This is a genomic window from Pseudomonas sp. IT-P100, from assembly GCF_949767185.1.
GTDB classification, from domain to species: Bacteria; Pseudomonadota; Gammaproteobacteria; order Pseudomonadales; family Pseudomonadaceae; genus Aquipseudomonas; species Aquipseudomonas fluorescens_B.
Window position 1 is genome coordinate 99,320 of sequence record NZ_CATKQK010000013.1, and the last position, 14,834, is coordinate 114,153.

The following is a 14,834-nucleotide window of genomic DNA, read 5'->3' on the forward strand; positions in this document are numbered from 1 at the left end:
AACCATGATAGATCTCTACACCGCTGCGACCCCGAATGGCCACAAGGTCTCTATCGTGCTCGAGGAACTCGGCCTGCCCTACACGGTGCACGCCTTGAGTTTCGACAAGAAGGAACAGAAGTCCGCGGACTTCCTCAAAATCAACCCCAATGGGCGCATCCCGGCGATTGTCGACCGCGCCAACGGCGATTTTGCCGTGTTCGAATCCGGCGCGATCCTGATCTACCTCGCTGAAATGACCGGCAAACTGCTGCCTCTGGACCCCAAGGGGCGTTCGGTGGTGCTGCAGTGGCTGATGTTCCAGATGGGGGGGATCGGCCCGATGCAGGGTCAGGCCAACGTGTTTTTCCGTTACTTTCCGGAGAAACTCCAGGGCGCCATCGACCGCTATCAGCATGAAACCCGTCGCCTGTATGAAGTGCTCGACACGCGCCTGCAAGACTCGGAATTTCTGGCTGGTGATTACAGCATTGCCGACATCGCCACTTATCCATGGGTGCGCGGCCACGAGTGGTCAGGTGTCGCCGTGGACGGCTTGACGGCCCTGCAGGGCTGGATGGCGACTATGGAAGCGCGTCCGGCGGTGCAGCGAGGTTTGCTCGTTCCCGAACGCATCGACGATGCCAGCGTCATCAAGGGTGCCCAGGCCATGCTGATCCGATGAGTTTATCCATGCGTTCAATCAGTCTGCTGGCGCTGTGTTGTTTCAGTCCTCTGGTGTTTGCCGCCGATGTGCCGGGCAGTCAGGACCTGCCGATCGTGCCGCGGGTGACCGATTCGCAGATCGTCGACTATCGCCCGGCGGTCGAACTCGAGCGGATCTATCCTCTGGGTTCAATCCGCAAGATCAGCGGCCAGCTGCGTTTCGACGGCCAGGTCAGCGCCCGTGGGCAAACCACTTCGGTGACCTACGAGTTGCCACCGGAGCATTCGTCAATCGAAGCGTTTACCGTCGCTCGCGAAGCCTTGCAGAAGCAGGACGCGCAGTTGCTGTTCTGGTGCCAGGCCCGTGATTGCGGTGAAAGCAGCCTGTGGGCCAATGAAGTCTTCGGCAATGCCAAGCTCTATGGCGCTGATGATCAGCAGGCCTATCTGCTGTTGCGGTTGGCCGCGCCAAAGGACAACACCCTCGTGGCGCTGTACAGCATCACTCGCGGCAATCGCAAAGCCTATCTGCACGTCGAACAGTTCGACGCGGCTGCACCGCTGGGCGATCTGCTGCCAACCTCCGCAACGTTGTTGCGAGAGCTCAAAAGCACTGGTGAACTCGACTTTCCGAAATTGACCGATGCGCCTGACGAGACCTGGCTGCGCTTGCTCTCGCGCGGCCTGAACCTGGACACGACCCTGCGGGTCAGCGTTTCCGGACCCAATGCCGAAGCCTGGCGTCAGGCATTGATGAGCCAGGGCGTACGGTCGGCGCGGATGGAGACGGGCAGCGTCGAAGGCTCTGGCTTGCACATCGAGCTGTTGCGATAAGTTGTATCAGGCGAACGCGCTGGCCGCGTTCGCCTATTCTTTTGCGAACTGACATTTTTCGAGATTCGGATGATCAATAACGATCGGCTGTTGGTGCAGATCCTGCTCCTGGTGCTGTTTGGCGCGAGCCTCTGGGTGATGGCCCCGTTCTGGTCGGCCATGTTCTGGGGCGCGGTGCTGGCGTTCGCCAGTTGGCCGCTGATGCGTTTGCTGACCCATTGGCTCAAAGGTCGCGAATCCCTGGCGGCGGCATTGCTGACCCTGGGCTGGATGTTGGTGGTGGCGTTGCCGCTGGTGTGGCTGGGTTTCAACCTGGCAGACCATGTGCGAGACGCCACGGCGTTCATCAAGGATGTGCAAATGGATGGCTTGCCCGAGGCTCCGACCTGGCTGGGCAGTATTCCTCTTGTAGGCGAACGGCTGGTGGCGATCTGGAACAGCATCGATCAGCAAGGCGCGGCAATGATGGTGGCGCTCAAACCTTATCTGGGGCAGGTCGGTAACTGGCTGCTGGCGCGCAGTGCACAGATTGGCGGCGGCATTCTCGAGCTGACGCTGAGCATTGTGTTCGTGTTCTTTTTCTACCGGGACGGGCCGCGACTGGCGGCGTTTGTCCACAGCCTGCTGCAGCGGTTGATCGGGGATCGCGCCGGTTACTACATCGAATTGGTGGCGGGTACGGTGCAGCGGGTGGTGAATGGTGTGATCGGGACGGCGGCTGCCCAGGCGGTGCTGGCGTTGATCGGCTTCCTGATTGCCGGAGTGCCTGGCGCGCTGGTGCTTGGCATTGTCACCTTCATGCTCAGCCTGATTCCCATGGGGCCGCCGTTGGTGTGGATACCGGCGACCGCCTGGCTGGCCTGGAAGGGCGAGTACGGGATGGCAGTATTCCTCGGGATCTGGGGCACCTTCATCATCAGCGGGGTCGACAATGTGCTCAAGCCTTACCTGATCAGTCGCGGCGGGAATTTGCCGTTGGTGATCGTGCTGTTGGGGGTGTTTGGCGGGTTGATCGCTTTTGGCTTCATCGGCCTGTTTATCGGGCCGACGTTGTTGGCCGTGGCGTATAGCCTGTTGACCGACTGGAGCAAGAGTCAGGCGCGGGTGGAAGATCGCCGTCCTTAAGCCTTAAGCCTTGAGTCGAGGCGAATGGCCCCTTCGCGGGCAAGCCCGCTTCCGCAAGGATCGAGGTGAACACATCATCTGTGAGCACTACGAAATCTGAGGGAGCGGGCCCGTGAAGCTTTTGACTTTAAGTCGCCACGTTCAGGTACTTGCCCACCGTCGCCACCTTGTCGAGCGAGTACTGCTTGCTCAGGTTGGCGATCATTTTGTTCAGCGCTTCCGTCACGTTCGCCTGATCGGTGGAGCTGTCGCCATTTTTCTCGCGACCGGCCTGCAAGGCAGCGTTCAATTCGTCGCTGCTGACGCCGCCACTGCTGTCGCTATCCAAGACCTTGAACAACGCAGCACTGGTGTCGGTGCTTGTCGATGAGGTGCTGTCGCTGGCCTGCAACGCGCTGCTCAGTTCGTCACCGCTGATGGCGCCGTCGCCATCGGCGTCCAGAGCACTGACCAGCGCATCGGCCAGTTCGGTGGCCGGTGCCTGATCACGCGGCGGTGGCGGAGGAGGCGCCATCGCGGCTATTTCTTCGTTGCTCAGGCTACCGCTGTCGTCACTGTCCAGGTCGGCGAAGTTTTTACTCAGGCTGACCAGCAAACCGTCATCGGACTTCTCCGACAGGGCGCTTTTGAGCTCGTCCTGATCCACCGAGCCATCGCTGTTGGTGTCGAGTTTGGCGAGCAGTTCTTTCTGGAATTGCTGGCTGCGGGCGCTGCTGGTGGTGGTGCTGGCGGTGCTGTTATAGCTCGTGTAGTTGCTGACGCTACCGATCATTGGGCTCACTCCCTGGAATGGAAAGCCGGCGGGTGCACCGGCTTATGCAGCCTCAAGGAGCAAGTTGTCGTGGGTATGTGGAGTTTGTACCGAGTGCTACACACAGGTCTGCGGCCAGACACAGACCCTGTGTCTGGCTCAGGTGCGAGGCAGACGGATAATCGCGGTCAAACCGCCACCTCGGGTTTCTTCCAGCGTCAATTGCCCACCCAGCCGTTCAGCCGCCTCGCGCGCAATGGTCATCCCCAGCCCGACACCACCGGAGTTGCGATTACGCGAACCTTCGAGGCGAAAGAAAGGTTCAAACACGGCTTCGCGTTTATCCGCGGCGATCCCCGGTCCATGGTCGATCACCCGAATCACCAGGTGTTCGCGATGGTCTTCAAGCGCGATCTGCGCCTGCCCGGCATAACGCAGGGCGTTGTCCAGCAAGTTGTTGATGCACGAGCGCAGGGCCATCGGCTGGACCTGCAACGGTGCGCAGTGGCCGTTGGCCTGGACATCAGAACCCTGGTCCTGGGCATTTTCGCTCAGGGATTCGACCAGCGCCTGCACGTCCATCCATTGCGGGGCCTCGCTGGTGCGCTGTTCGTGCAGGTAGGTGAGGGTGGCGTCGAGCATGCTGATCATGTCGTCCAGATCCTGGCGCATCTGACCTTGCAGTTTGTTGTCGTCGATCTGTTCCAGCCGCAGCTTGAGCCGGGACAGCGGCGTGCGCAGGTCATGGGAGACCGCGCCGAGCATCCGCGAACGCTGCTGCATCTGTTCGATGATGCGTTTTTGCATCAGGTTGAAGGTGTAGGCCGCCTGCCGGGCTTCCCGTGGGCCGGACTCGTCCAGCGGTGGGCTGTCGAGGTTTTCGCTCAGGCGCTCGGCGGCGTCGCTCAGGCGCTGGATCGGCCGACTCAGCAGTTTTGCGCCGTACCAGGCCGCTATGATCAGCGAAATCAGCTGGAATGTAAGTGGCACCAGCGGCCCGCCGAACCAGGGCCGCGGTGGTCGCTTGTCGAACCGCGGGTCCATCGGCGGGCGTTGTCCGTCAAGACCTTGGGAGAACTCCGGCGGTGGCGGCGGCGGAGGTGGGCCGTAATGATGAAACCAGGCAAACGCGAGCAGATGCGCCAGGATAATCGCCACCAGCAGCACGCCAAACAGGCGGCCGAACAGCGTATCGAAGCGCGCACGCATCAGCCGATGTCTCGGGCGTCGAACAGGTAACCCTCACCGCGAACGGTCTTGATCAACTGCGGGGCTTTCGGGTCGTCCCCGAGTTTCTGGCGCAGACGCGAGACCAGCAGGTCGATGCTGCGATCAAAGGCTTCGATCGAGCGACCACGCGCTGCATCCAGCAACTGTTCGCGACTGAGCACCCGGCGCGGCCGTTCGATGAACACCCACAGCAAGCGGAATTCGGCGTTGGACAGCGGAACCACCAGGCCATCCGCCGCGATCAACTGGCGCAGGACGCTGTTCAGGCGCCAGTTGTCGAAGCGAACATTCGCACGCTGTTCGGTGCGGTCGTCGCGCACTCGCCGCAGAATGGTCTGAATCCGCGCGACCAGTTCTCGGGGTTCGAACGGCTTGGCCATGTAGTCGTCGGCGCCGAGTTCCAGGCCGATGATCCGGTCGGTGGGTTCGCAGCGTGCGGTGAGCATCAGGATCGGGATGTCCGATTCGGCGCGCAGCCAGCGGCACAGTGACAGACCGTCTTCACCGGGCAGCATCAGGTCAAGCACCACCACGTCGAAATGCTCGGCTTGCAGCGCCAGACGCATGGCGGCGCCATCGGTGACGCCGCTGGCGTGGATGTTGAACCGGGCCAGGTAGTCGATCATCAGTTCGCGGATCGGGACGTCATCGTCGACGATCAGCGCGCGAATGCTCCAGCGCTTGTCGTCGCCGGGCGCTTTTTGATCGTCGTTCAAGGGGGCTTGGGTGCTGTGCATGCGTGCGTTCATCTGCCAGGTAGGCTGCCAACCACAAAGATAGGCTGCGAGGTTGTGGCTTCAGCATAGGCGTCCGGCCCTGAGGCGGGAAGTGCTGTAAGGACGTGTTGCGGCTGCCGAGGGTAGCGGACAAGGGTGTTGCGGGCGTGTCGTGTGTGTATCGGTCTCGACACAATCGGCGAACGGGCTAGTCTTGGCTGAGCGCCGACGACGATTTACCGATCATCGGGTCCCGCAGCCGCGCTGGTTCCGCTACAATGCGCGCCGATTTCGTCCTGCCTGAGAGCCCGCACATGTCCGTCTGCCAGACTCCTATCATCGTCGCCCTGGATTTCCCCACCCGTGACGCCGCACTGAAGCTGGCCGATCAGTTGGACCCGAAACTGTGCCGGGTCAAAGTCGGCAAGGAACTGTTCACCAGCTGCGCGTCGGAAATCGTCGGCACCTTGCGCGACAAGGGTTTCGAAGTGTTCCTCGACCTCAAGTTCCACGACATCCCGAACACCACCGCCATGGCGGTAAAGGCGGCGGCGGAAATGGGCGTGTGGATGGTCAACGTCCATTGCTCCGGCGGTCTGCGCATGATGGCTGCCTGCCGTGAAGTGCTGGACCAGCGCAGCGGCCCGAAACCGCTGCTGATCGGCGTGACCGTGCTGACCAGCATGGAGCGTGAAGACCTGGCAGGCATTGGTCTGGACATCGAACCGCAGGAGCAGGTGCTGCGCCTGGCGGCACTCGCGGAAAAAGCCGGGATGGACGGTCTGGTGTGCTCGGCACTGGAAGCCCAGGCCTTGAAATCGGCTCACCCGTCGTTGCAACTGGTGACCCCGGGGATTCGTCCGGCGGGCAGCGCCCAGGACGATCAACGCCGCATCCTGACCCCGCGTCAGGCGCTGGATGCCGGTTCCGACTACCTGGTGATCGGCCGTCCGATCAGCCAGGCGGCGGATCCGGCCAAGGCGTTGGCAGACGTAGTGGCCGAAATCGCCTGACCAAACGCTGAAGATCCCATGTGGGAGCGAGCCTGCTAGCGATGAGGGAGTATCAGTCGACATCAATGTTGTCTGATATAGCGCTATCGCCGAGCCGGTCTCGCTCCCACATTTTTTTGTGGACACTTCGGTAACTGCGTTAAACCTTCAGCACCAACTTCCCGAAGTTCTCTCCGCTGAACAATTTCATCAGCGTCTCCGGGAACGTCTCCAGCCCTTCAACAATGTCTTCCTTGCTCTTGAGCTGCCCCTTGGCCATCCAGCCGGCCATTTCCTGTCCGGCAGCGGCGAACTGCGCGGCATAGTCCATCACCACAAAGCCCTCCATCCGTGCGCGGTTCACCAACAGCGACAGGTAGTTGGCGGGCCCTTTGACCGCTTCCTTGTTGTTGTACTGGCTGATGGCGCCGCAAATCACCACCCGTGCCTTCATGTTCAGGCGACTGAGCACCGCATCGAGGATATCGCCGCCGACGTTATCGAAATAAACGTCGACGCCTTTCGGGCATTCACGCTTGAGGCCGGCGACGACATCTTCGTTCTTGTAATCGATGGCGCCGTCAAAACCCAGTTCGTCGATGAGGAACTTGCACTTGTCCGCGCCGCCCGCGATGCCGATCACACGGCAACCTTTGATCTTGGCAATCTGCCCGGCAATACTGCCCACCGCCCCGGCCGCACCGGACAGCACCACCGTGTCGCCTTCCTTTGGCGCACCGACATCGAGCAGGGCAAAGTAGGCGGTCATCCCGGTCATGCCCAGTGCGGACAGATAAACCGGGAGCGGTGCCAGTTTCGGATCGACCTTGTAGAAACCGCGCGGCTCGCCAAGGAAATAATCCTGCACCCCCAGGGCGCCATTGACATAGTCACCGACCGCAAAACCTGGATTGTTCGACGCCACGACTTTGCCTACGCCCAATGCGCGCATGACCTCGCCGATACCAACCGGCGGAATGTAGGACTTGCCTTCGTTCATCCAGCCACGCATGGCCGGGTCCAGGGACAAATATTCGTTTTTGACCAGGATCTGACCCGCGGCCGGCTCTCCGACCGGTACTTCCTGATAGGTGAACGTCTCGCGGGTAGCCGCGCCCACCGGACGTTTGGCAAGCAGGAACTGGCGATTGGTCTGGGTAGTCATGACAGGCACTCAAGATGAATGAAGTCTTGTTGATAGACCTTCATGGACCGCCCCGCAAGTTTGGCTGATGCGGCGAATGCACATCGATCCAGTGCAGTGATAGTCACTGTGGCGGTTCTATCACTGCAACTCATGGGCGCCCAACCGGCCTTCTGATAGTGCTGCCGTGGCGGTAGCGCCTGTGGCTAGACTGGGCGCAAGCGAACCCCCGCATTCTTCTCTTTGAGGACAAAACAATGAGCATGACGTTTTCCGGCCAGGTCGCCGTCGTAACGGGCGCTGCCAATGGTATCGGTCGCGCGACCGCCCAGGCGTTCGCCGCCGAAGGGTTGAAAGTGGTGGTGGCCGACATGGATACGGCTGGTGGCGAGGGCACCGTGGCGCTGATTCGCACGGCAGGCGGCGAAGCGACCTTCGTGCGTTGCAACGTCACCGTGGAAAGCGATGTGAAAAATCTGATGGACGAGGTGGTGAGGTCCTACGGTCGTCTCGACTATGCCTTCAACAATGCCGGCATCGAGATTGAAAAAGGCAAACTGGCCGAAGGCACGGTCGACGAGTTCGACGCCATCATGGGCGTTAACGTCAAGGGCGTCTGGTTGTGCATGAAGTACCAGCTGCCGCTGTTGCTGGCACAAGGCGGTGGCGCAATCGTCAACACCGCTTCGGTCGCCGGCCTGGGCGCTGCGCCGAAGATGAGCATTTACGCCGCATCGAAACACGCAGTGATCGGCCTGACCAAATCGGCGGCCATCGAATACGCCAAGAAAAAAATCCGCGTGAATGCGGTGTGCCCGGCGGTCATCGACACCGACATGTTCCGCCGCGCCTATGAAGCCGACCCGAAGAAGGGCGAGTTCGCCAGCGCCATGCATCCGGTGGGTCGTATTGGCAAGGTTGAAGAGATCGCCAGTGCAGTGCTGTATCTGTGCAGCGATGGTGCTGCGTTTACGACCGGTCATTCGCTGGCAGTGGATGGGGGCGTTACCGCGTTCTGATTCGCGGCGGTTGTTGGTGGATATATCCTTTTCCGCAGTAACCGCGGCTATTGGTTGTGCCCTTACGGCAGGTCACTTGGAAACGCGCCCAGGAACCCAGCGCTCTTGCGCCTTTCGTTCGGTGCCTCGCTCTGGTCCTGCTCCGTGGGCCTGCCGCCATCGGCCATCCATGGCCGGGGTGGCTACCGCCCGGCCTATTCCGCTGGCAAGCCAGCTCCCACAGTGATTTTTGGCAGAAATGAAATGTGTGTTCACCGCCGATGATCTTGGTGGACCTCAGGTCGGCTACCAGGCCGCCTCGCTCTGTTTTTGATCTTGATCTGCCCCGTCGGAAGGCCGAGTGCAGGTTCTGCGCAGTGGGCAACCCGGCATGGATGCCGGGTTAGCCGCCCCCGGCCATGGATGGCCGATGGCGGCGGGCCCACGGAGCAGGACCGGAGCGAGGGCATGCCGAGCCTAAGCGAGGCACCGTACGTCAGGGGCGAGAGCGCTTGGTTACTTGGCGCTTTTCCAAGTAACCCGCCGTAAGGGCGGAACCAATAGCCGCCGTTACCGCAGCAATGGATATGTACCCCCAACCCCAACCCCAACCCAACCCAACCCAACCCCCGTTTTTTGCTCCGTGAAAGTGCCAGGCAATGTGTTTCAAATGGTTAGAACCACGAGTTTTGACGGCGTTGTCGCACAGCCCATCGAGCGCGCCTGTGATTAACTGATTCCGTCAAACGAACAGGAGTTTGCTTGCTCATGGAATTGAGAATCGATCGACAGGCCTTGGTGCCGGTCGTACAGCAAGTCGTCGACGCGTTAGCGTGCTGGCTGCGTCAGAGCGACATAGAACCGGGGACGCGTTTGCCGTCTGCACGGCAAATCGCGCGGACCAATTTACTCAGCCTGTCCAGCGTCGTTGAAGCGTGCGAGAGGCTGGTGGCTCAAGGGGTGCTGGCGTCGCGTCATGGCGCCGGATTCATTGTCGCTGCCCCCACGTTGGCCGCTGCGGATTCACCCTGGTTCGAGGGCGCGGAGTTGCAGCCATTCAACGCTGCGGGCGGGCTGAATCTGGGGGGTGGAGGGCTCCCCGAAAGCTGGCGCGAAACGGATGATCTGACTTATGCAATCCGGGAGGTCAGCCGTACCGACATGGCTGGTCTGTTCAATTACAGCTCGCCGCTGGGGCTGCTTGCGTTGCGTCAACAAATCATCAAGCGCTTGAGCCCGCTGGATATCGACGCAGAAGAAAACCGGATCATGACGACAGCAGGGGCCAGTCAGGGGCTCGACCTGATCGTGCGTACCTTGCTCAAACCGGGTGATTGCGTCGTGGTCGAAAGTCCCGGTTATTCCTTGCTGTTCGAGCTGCTCAGGCTGCATGGCGTCTCGATGATCGAAGTCCCGCGCACCCCGCGCGGGCCGGACATCGAGGTGCTTGAGTCACTGCTGCTTGAGAAAAAGCCCCGTGCGTTGTTCATCAACAGCTTCTATCACAACCCTACTGGCAGCAACCTGACGCCGGTGGTGGCGCAGCGGATTCTGCATCTGGCCAAAAACCACGGCGTGCTGGTGATTGAGGACGACGTCTACGCGGATCTGCACAGTGGCCCCGGTACTCGTCTCGCCGCGCTGGATACTGATGACAACGTCATCTACGTCGGCAGCTTCTCCAAAACCCTCAGCAGTTCATTGCGGGTCGGCTTTGTAGTGGCCGGTGCCGAGGTTATTTCGCGACTGGCCGAGGTCAAGCGGATCAGCAGTCTGGGTGCTTCCGGATTTTGTGAGTCGGTACTGGCCCGCCTGCTGGCCAGCGGTGCTTACCGCAAGTTGGTGCTGCGGCTGCGGCAGCGTCTGAGACATGACCGAGAAGCCGCATTGCAGGTGCTGGAAGATGCCGAGTGGGAGGTTTTCGGCAAACCCGTCGGCGGTTTGTTCATCTGGGCGCGATCGCGCAAGTCCGACTACGCTCACGTGCGGACACAGGCACGGCGCTTCGGCGTCCTGCTGTCTTCCACGACGGCATTCAGCCCCGCCAGTGAGGCCAGTGACTGGCAGCGTATCAATGTGGCTTGCGCCTGTGATCCGCGAGCCCGGGCGTTTTTTCAGGCCACCGCTCCGGATCGACCTCAAGCGTTCTGAAAACGACGTAGGCGTAGCTTTTTGCCATTATTCCGACGCCAGAGACTTGTGTTGACACAGGCCGGTTGCGAATCTGCGTCAACAGACTATGTCAGGGGACTAAGTGCAATGATTTCGGCCGTGCAAGGACGTTTTGCCAACCTCGGTATGGCAAAAAAACTGGGTGTCGGGTTTGTGCTGGTGCTGTTGTTGACAGCCCTGGTGGCGGCCATCGGCGTATGGTCCCTGCAAACCATTAGCCATCGCTTCGACGGGCTCAAACAGATGTCGTCGCTCAACAGTGGCTTACTCAAGGTGCGCCTGCTCGAGCAGGAGTACGCCTTGCACGGCAACCCGAAAATTGTCACGGCCTTGCACGAGGGTGTCGATGGCCTGGTCGTCCTGGCGAATCAGCTGAAGGCGCAATCGCCGGCCAACGTACCCGTGATGAGCGACGTCGAACAGTCATTGGGGGCTTACCGCAAAGCGTTTGACGAATTCGTCTCGCTGAGCCAGGCCAAGGACCTTGCACTGGAAATGGCCAGTTGGTCGGTCTCCAGCGTGGCCAATAATCTTGACGTGTTGCAGGCCGGGCTCGCCGATGATGGCGCCTATGCCCTGAAGGAGTCCGAAGGCAAGGACGGTTCCCAGTTCATCGAGCAAGCCAATCAGGTCAGCCAGGTATCGCGGCTGATGCTGCAAGCCATGAACGAAGCGCGTGTGCGCCTGGACCAGAGCCGCAAGGGCGACGACAGCGCCGGGCAAGGCAAGATCGAGCAGGCCGACCAGGCGTTGACTCAGGCTGAGCAATTGAAAACCACGGTCAAGGATGAAGGCTACCTGACTGTCCTCAATGAAGTGGTTGGGCATATCGGCGGTTTCAGCGAAAAACTGGCGGAATACACCGGCCTGCTGGCTCAGGAAAAAACCGTCTACGAGCAGTTGCATCAACGCGCCGCGCAGGTCGTGGAGCGGGTGGACCAGGCCTACGTCGCCGAAGACCAGTCGATGCAGGCCGAGCTGAAAAAGAACTCATTGCTGATTATCGGTTCGTCGGCCCTGGCCTTGCTGGTCGGGCTGATCGCGGCTTGGGTGATTACCCGATTGATCGTCGGACCGCTGCGCAGTGTGATTCGCGTCGCTCAGCAGATTGCCGCGGGCGATTTGAGTGCGACGGTTGAAGTGACCCGTCGTGATGAGATCGGCCAATTGATGCAGGCCATGCAGCAGATGGGCGCGGGGCTCAGCAGTATTGTCAGCGGTCTGCAGGCGGGCATCGAGCAGTTGGCCAGTTCGGCTCAGTCGCTGTCGGCGGTGACTGAGCAGACCAATCTTGAAGTGAGCAGCCAGAAGGAAGAAACCGAGCAGGTCGCTACGGCGATGAATCAAATGACCGCTACCGTGCACGACGTTGCGCGTAACGCGGAGGAGGCTGCCCAGGCTGCGCAAACGGCGGACGGCAAGGTCGAAAGTGGCCAGGCGGTGGTGCGTCAGAGCATGGCGCGGATCGAGCAACTGGCGGACTCGGCGTCGTCGGCCAGTTCGAGCATCGAAAGTCTGAGTGCGGAAATCCAGAATATCGGCACGGTGCTCAGTGTCATCAAAAGCGTGGCCGAACAGACCAACCTGTTGGCGCTTAACGCGGCCATCGAGGCGGCGCGCGCCGGCGAGCAGGGCAGGGGGTTTGCGGTGGTTGCCGATGAGGTGCGGGCCCTGGCGAAGCGGACTCAGCAATCGACCGAGGAAATCGAGCGACTGGTCAGTGCCTTGCGCTCGGCAGCGCAGTCGTCGGTGCATCAGATTCAGAGCAGTGGCGAGTTGGTGAAGCTGGCGGTCAGTGATGCGCTACAGACCGAAAGTGCCTTGGGCAGTATTGCGGCGGCGGTGTCGTTGATTCAGCAGATGAACCAGCAGATCGCGGCGGCTGCGGAGGAGCAGAGTTCGGTGGCTGAGGAGATCAACCGCAGTGTGACCAGTATTCGAGCCAGTGCGGATCAGTCTTCCTTGGCGATGCAGGGGAATGCGGCGTCGAGTATCGAGTTGGCGCAGTTGGGGGTTGAGTTGAAGGGGATGGTCGGGCATTTCAGGCTCTGAGGCTTGAGGACTTGGCGGCCTGGTAGCCGACCAGGTTCTTGGTGGTGGTGTGCATATCCATTGCTGCGGTAACGGCGGCTGGCGGTTTCGCCCTTACGGCGACTCACTTTTGCAGACGCCCAAAAGTAAGCAAAACGCTTCGCCCCGGCGTCCGGCCCCTCGCTTAGGCTCGGCGTTCCTTCGCTCCGGTCCTGCTCCGTGGGCCCGCCGCGATCGGCCATCCATGGCCGTGCGCGGCTAACCCGGCATCCATGCCGGGTTGCCCACTGCGCAGAACCTCCGCTCAGCCTCCCGAAGGGGCGGTCAGATCAAAAGCGCAAGGCGAGCTAACGCTCGGCCTCGTGGTTTGGTGGGGGTGCGCCGATCTGCTCTTGTAGGAGCTGAGTTTGCCAGCGATGGCGGCCTGACAGCCGATCATTTTTTATCGAATGTAATTACCCATCAAACTCAACGCAAAAAAAACCACCTCTTCAGGTGGTTTCTTCAAAACAGTTCCGATCAGTCGTAAATCACTTTCTTCTTCCAGTCCGCATCCGCCTCGACGTCTTTGAGGCCTTCGGTCAGTTGGTTCACTTCGCCTTCAACCGGTGCAATGTTGTCCATGACTTGTGCGTTGGCACGGGCCAGGAGTTTTTCCAGGTATTCGAGCTGTTCGGCGTAGATCTGCGGTTCCTGCTGTTTACGCAGGTACTGCACGCCGCGTTCGAAGGCCAGGCGAGCCTGGCCAGGCTGGTTCTGCTGCAGGGAATGCTGGCCGAGGTTGTTGAAGAATTCGATGTGCAGCAGCACCAGGATGTGGCGAACTTCGCGGATCCAGCGTTTGGCTTCGTTGGTTGGCAGGAAGCCATCCTGTGCGGCGCGGGTGATCTGGCCGTGCAGCGCTTCGAGCAGGAAGCGTACGTCCTTCGCTTTGGCTTCGGTCTGGATCGGTGCCGGCGGGTTGTTGACCGGGATCGATTCGCCTTGGGCGACCAAGGTGGTCAGTTCACTGATTCGCACCTTGAGGTTGGCACTGGACTTTTCGAGGTTCAACAGGCGTTGGCAGACGTTCAGCTCAAGACGAGTCAGCAGCAGCTTGAGAGCCGGTGTCATCAGCTGGCCGGGAAAGGTCTCGGTGATTTCGCCGCAGCGACGCAGGCGGTCGTTGAGTTCAACCTTGGTGCGGGCCCTTTCCAGTTTATTGTTTTCCACCACATGGTTCATGTACCCAATGGCGATCAATAGTGCGATCCCGGCTACGACTAGCAGGGTGATCATGAGTGGTGTCACCGGTAAGACCTCTTTATGGGATTCGCGTGCGAGTGTAGTGGCTTGGCTTGGGGGCGCATAGGGCCGCTCGACGGGTTGGATCGAACATCCTTCAGTCTGTATCGACCGCAACGCTGCTTATATAAGTAATAGCGTGTGAGGTGCACATTGCCATCATCTGCTACGTGGGTGGACTATAACGTCTTGGCGGGTGTCAGAATATAGGCGTCAAACCCCGGGCGAGCAAAAAGCCGTATTCACCGCTCAAAGCAGGGCGAAGTCATTGATTTAAATAAATTTATATCTGGGGGTTGACGACCCTTCAATCCATCCATAGAATGCGCGCCACTTACAGCGTAAAGCACACAGCGAAACGCGGTAGGGAGTGAATGTTGTACGTGTGTCCCCTTCGTCTAGTGGCCTAGGACACCGCCCTTTCACGGCGGTAACAGGGGTTCGAGTCCCCTAGGGGACGCCAATATGCGGGAATAGCTCAGTTGGTAGAGCACGACCTTGCCAAGGTCGGGGTCGCGAGTTCGAGTCTCGTTTCCCGCTCCAATTTTAAACAGCGTTGCTTTCGGGCAGGGCTGAGTGAAACCAGAACCAAGTCTTCGGATACGGCTCTGGGCACCGAAACACACACCATGTGTTCCGGGCAGCGTGTCCCCTTCGTCTAGTGGCCTAGGACACCGCCCTTTCACGGCGGTAACAGGGGTTCGAGTCCCCTAGGGGACGCCATTTGCGGGAATAGCTCAGTTGGTAGAGCACGACCTTGCCAAGGTCGGGGTCGCGAGTTCGAGTCTCGTTTCCCGCTCCAAATTCACAAAAACGCCGCTCATTGAGCGGCGTTTTTGTTTGTGCGCGATGTGTATCCGAGCCAGAAAATAAGGCCCGCCAGTCAGACTGAGCGGGCCTTTTTCATGGGCG

At 60.3% G+C, this 14,834-nt stretch carries 12 protein-coding genes, 4 tRNA genes and 1 pseudogene; 12 read left to right on the forward strand and 5 right to left on the reverse strand.

Annotated elements, in window-relative coordinates:
• Nucleotides 1–4 precede the first annotated feature (4 nt).
• The 3 genes from ACM6IQ_RS14050 (at nucleotide 5) to ACM6IQ_RS14060 (ending at nucleotide 2,604) form a co-directional block, all read left to right on the forward strand.
• Complete coding sequence (locus ACM6IQ_RS14050) at nucleotides 5–664, forward strand: glutathione S-transferase family protein (protein ID WP_414879093.1); 660 nt, start codon at nucleotides 5–7, stop codon at nucleotides 662–664.
• Between the two features lie 8 nt (nucleotides 665–672).
• Nucleotides 673–1,479, forward strand: a complete 807-nt coding sequence (locus ACM6IQ_RS14055; RefSeq protein ID WP_414879094.1) for a DUF4892 domain-containing protein — start codon at nucleotides 673–675, stop codon at nucleotides 1,477–1,479.
• Nucleotides 1,480–1,548: 69 nt separating this feature from the next.
• Nucleotides 1,549–2,604, forward strand: a complete 1,056-nt coding sequence (locus tag ACM6IQ_RS14060; RefSeq protein WP_017340151.1) for an AI-2E family transporter — start codon at nucleotides 1,549–1,551, stop codon at nucleotides 2,602–2,604.
• Nucleotides 2,605–2,731: 127 nt separating this feature from the next.
• On the opposite strand, the gene xopAW is transcribed toward ACM6IQ_RS14060, so the two are convergent.
• The 3 genes from xopAW to ACM6IQ_RS14075 all read right to left on the reverse strand — a co-directional run bounded on the left by xopAW (nucleotide 2,732) and on the right by ACM6IQ_RS14075 (nucleotide 5,322).
• Nucleotides 2,732–3,376, reverse strand: a complete 645-nt coding sequence (gene xopAW, locus ACM6IQ_RS14065; protein ID WP_017340150.1) for a XopAW family type III secretion system calcium-binding effector — start codon at nucleotides 3,374–3,376, stop codon at nucleotides 2,732–2,734.
• A gap of 138 nt (nucleotides 3,377–3,514) precedes the next feature.
• A complete protein-coding gene (locus tag ACM6IQ_RS14070; RefSeq protein WP_414879095.1) occupies nucleotides 3,515–4,564 on the reverse strand; it encodes a sensor histidine kinase in 1,050 nt (349 codons plus the stop codon).
• Nucleotides 4,564–5,322 (reverse strand): response regulator, encoded by a 759-nt coding sequence (locus ACM6IQ_RS14075; RefSeq protein WP_017340148.1) that lies wholly within the window; start codon nucleotides 5,320–5,322, stop codon nucleotides 4,564–4,566. The genes ACM6IQ_RS14070 and ACM6IQ_RS14075 overlap by 1 nt, the downstream gene beginning before the upstream one ends.
• Before the next feature lie 293 nt (nucleotides 5,323–5,615).
• On the opposite strand from ACM6IQ_RS14075, the gene pyrF reads away from it, so the two are divergent.
• Entirely contained in the window at nucleotides 5,616–6,314 is a 699-nt protein-coding gene (gene pyrF / locus ACM6IQ_RS14080; protein ID WP_008029289.1) for an orotidine-5'-phosphate decarboxylase, read from the forward strand.
• Between the two features lie 139 nt (nucleotides 6,315–6,453).
• On the opposite strand, the gene ACM6IQ_RS14085 is transcribed toward pyrF, so the two are convergent.
• Complete coding sequence (locus tag ACM6IQ_RS14085; RefSeq protein ID WP_017340146.1) at nucleotides 6,454–7,458, reverse strand: NADP-dependent oxidoreductase; 1,005 nt, start codon at nucleotides 7,456–7,458, stop codon at nucleotides 6,454–6,456.
• A gap of 236 nt (nucleotides 7,459–7,694) precedes the next feature.
• Here ACM6IQ_RS14085 and ACM6IQ_RS14090 point away from each other — a divergent pair, with 236 nt between their 5' ends.
• The 4 genes and pseudogenes from ACM6IQ_RS14090 to ACM6IQ_RS14105 all read left to right on the forward strand — a co-directional run bounded on the left by ACM6IQ_RS14090 (nucleotide 7,695) and on the right by ACM6IQ_RS14105 (nucleotide 12,659).
• On the forward strand, nucleotides 7,695–8,456 hold the full coding sequence (locus ACM6IQ_RS14090) for an SDR family oxidoreductase (RefSeq protein ID WP_017340145.1): 762 nt from the start codon (nucleotides 7,695–7,697) through the stop codon (nucleotides 8,454–8,456).
• A gap of 747 nt (nucleotides 8,457–9,203) precedes the next feature.
• Nucleotides 9,204–10,586 carry a PLP-dependent aminotransferase family protein gene (locus ACM6IQ_RS14095; RefSeq protein WP_414879096.1) on the forward strand — a complete coding sequence of 461 codons (1,383 nt, stop codon included), beginning with the start codon at nucleotides 9,204–9,206 and terminating at the stop codon, nucleotides 10,584–10,586.
• Nucleotides 10,587–11,573: 987 nt separating this feature from the next.
• Nucleotides 11,574–11,798 (forward strand): annotated as a pseudogene (locus ACM6IQ_RS14100) (HAMP domain-containing protein); the annotation flags it as partial.
• Nucleotides 11,796–12,659 (forward strand): methyl-accepting chemotaxis protein, encoded by an 864-nt coding sequence (locus ACM6IQ_RS14105; RefSeq protein WP_414879099.1) that lies wholly within the window; start codon nucleotides 11,796–11,798, stop codon nucleotides 12,657–12,659. The pseudogene ACM6IQ_RS14100 and the gene ACM6IQ_RS14105, both read left to right, overlap by 3 nt.
• A gap of 498 nt (nucleotides 12,660–13,157) precedes the next feature.
• On the opposite strand, the gene ACM6IQ_RS14110 is transcribed toward ACM6IQ_RS14105, so the two are convergent.
• The gene (locus ACM6IQ_RS14110; RefSeq protein WP_017340142.1) at nucleotides 13,158–13,916 is read right to left on the reverse strand and encodes a hypothetical protein; all 759 of its coding nucleotides are present in this window, start codon (nucleotides 13,914–13,916) and stop codon (nucleotides 13,158–13,160) included.
• A 393-nt stretch (nucleotides 13,917–14,309) separates the two neighbouring features.
• Here ACM6IQ_RS14110 and ACM6IQ_RS14115 point away from each other — a divergent pair.
• The 4 genes from ACM6IQ_RS14115 to ACM6IQ_RS14130 all read left to right on the forward strand — a co-directional run bounded on the left by ACM6IQ_RS14115 (nucleotide 14,310) and on the right by ACM6IQ_RS14130 (nucleotide 14,724).
• Nucleotides 14,310–14,385 (forward strand) — tRNA-Glu (locus tag ACM6IQ_RS14115).
• A gap of 4 nt (nucleotides 14,386–14,389) precedes the next feature.
• Nucleotides 14,390–14,465: transfer RNA gene (locus ACM6IQ_RS14120), tRNA-Gly, on the forward strand.
• A gap of 104 nt (nucleotides 14,466–14,569) precedes the next feature.
• Nucleotides 14,570–14,645, forward strand: a tRNA-Glu gene (locus tag ACM6IQ_RS14125).
• A 3-nt stretch (nucleotides 14,646–14,648) separates the two neighbouring features.
• Nucleotides 14,649–14,724 (forward strand) — tRNA-Gly (locus ACM6IQ_RS14130).
• Nucleotides 14,725–14,834: the final 110 nt, after the last annotated feature.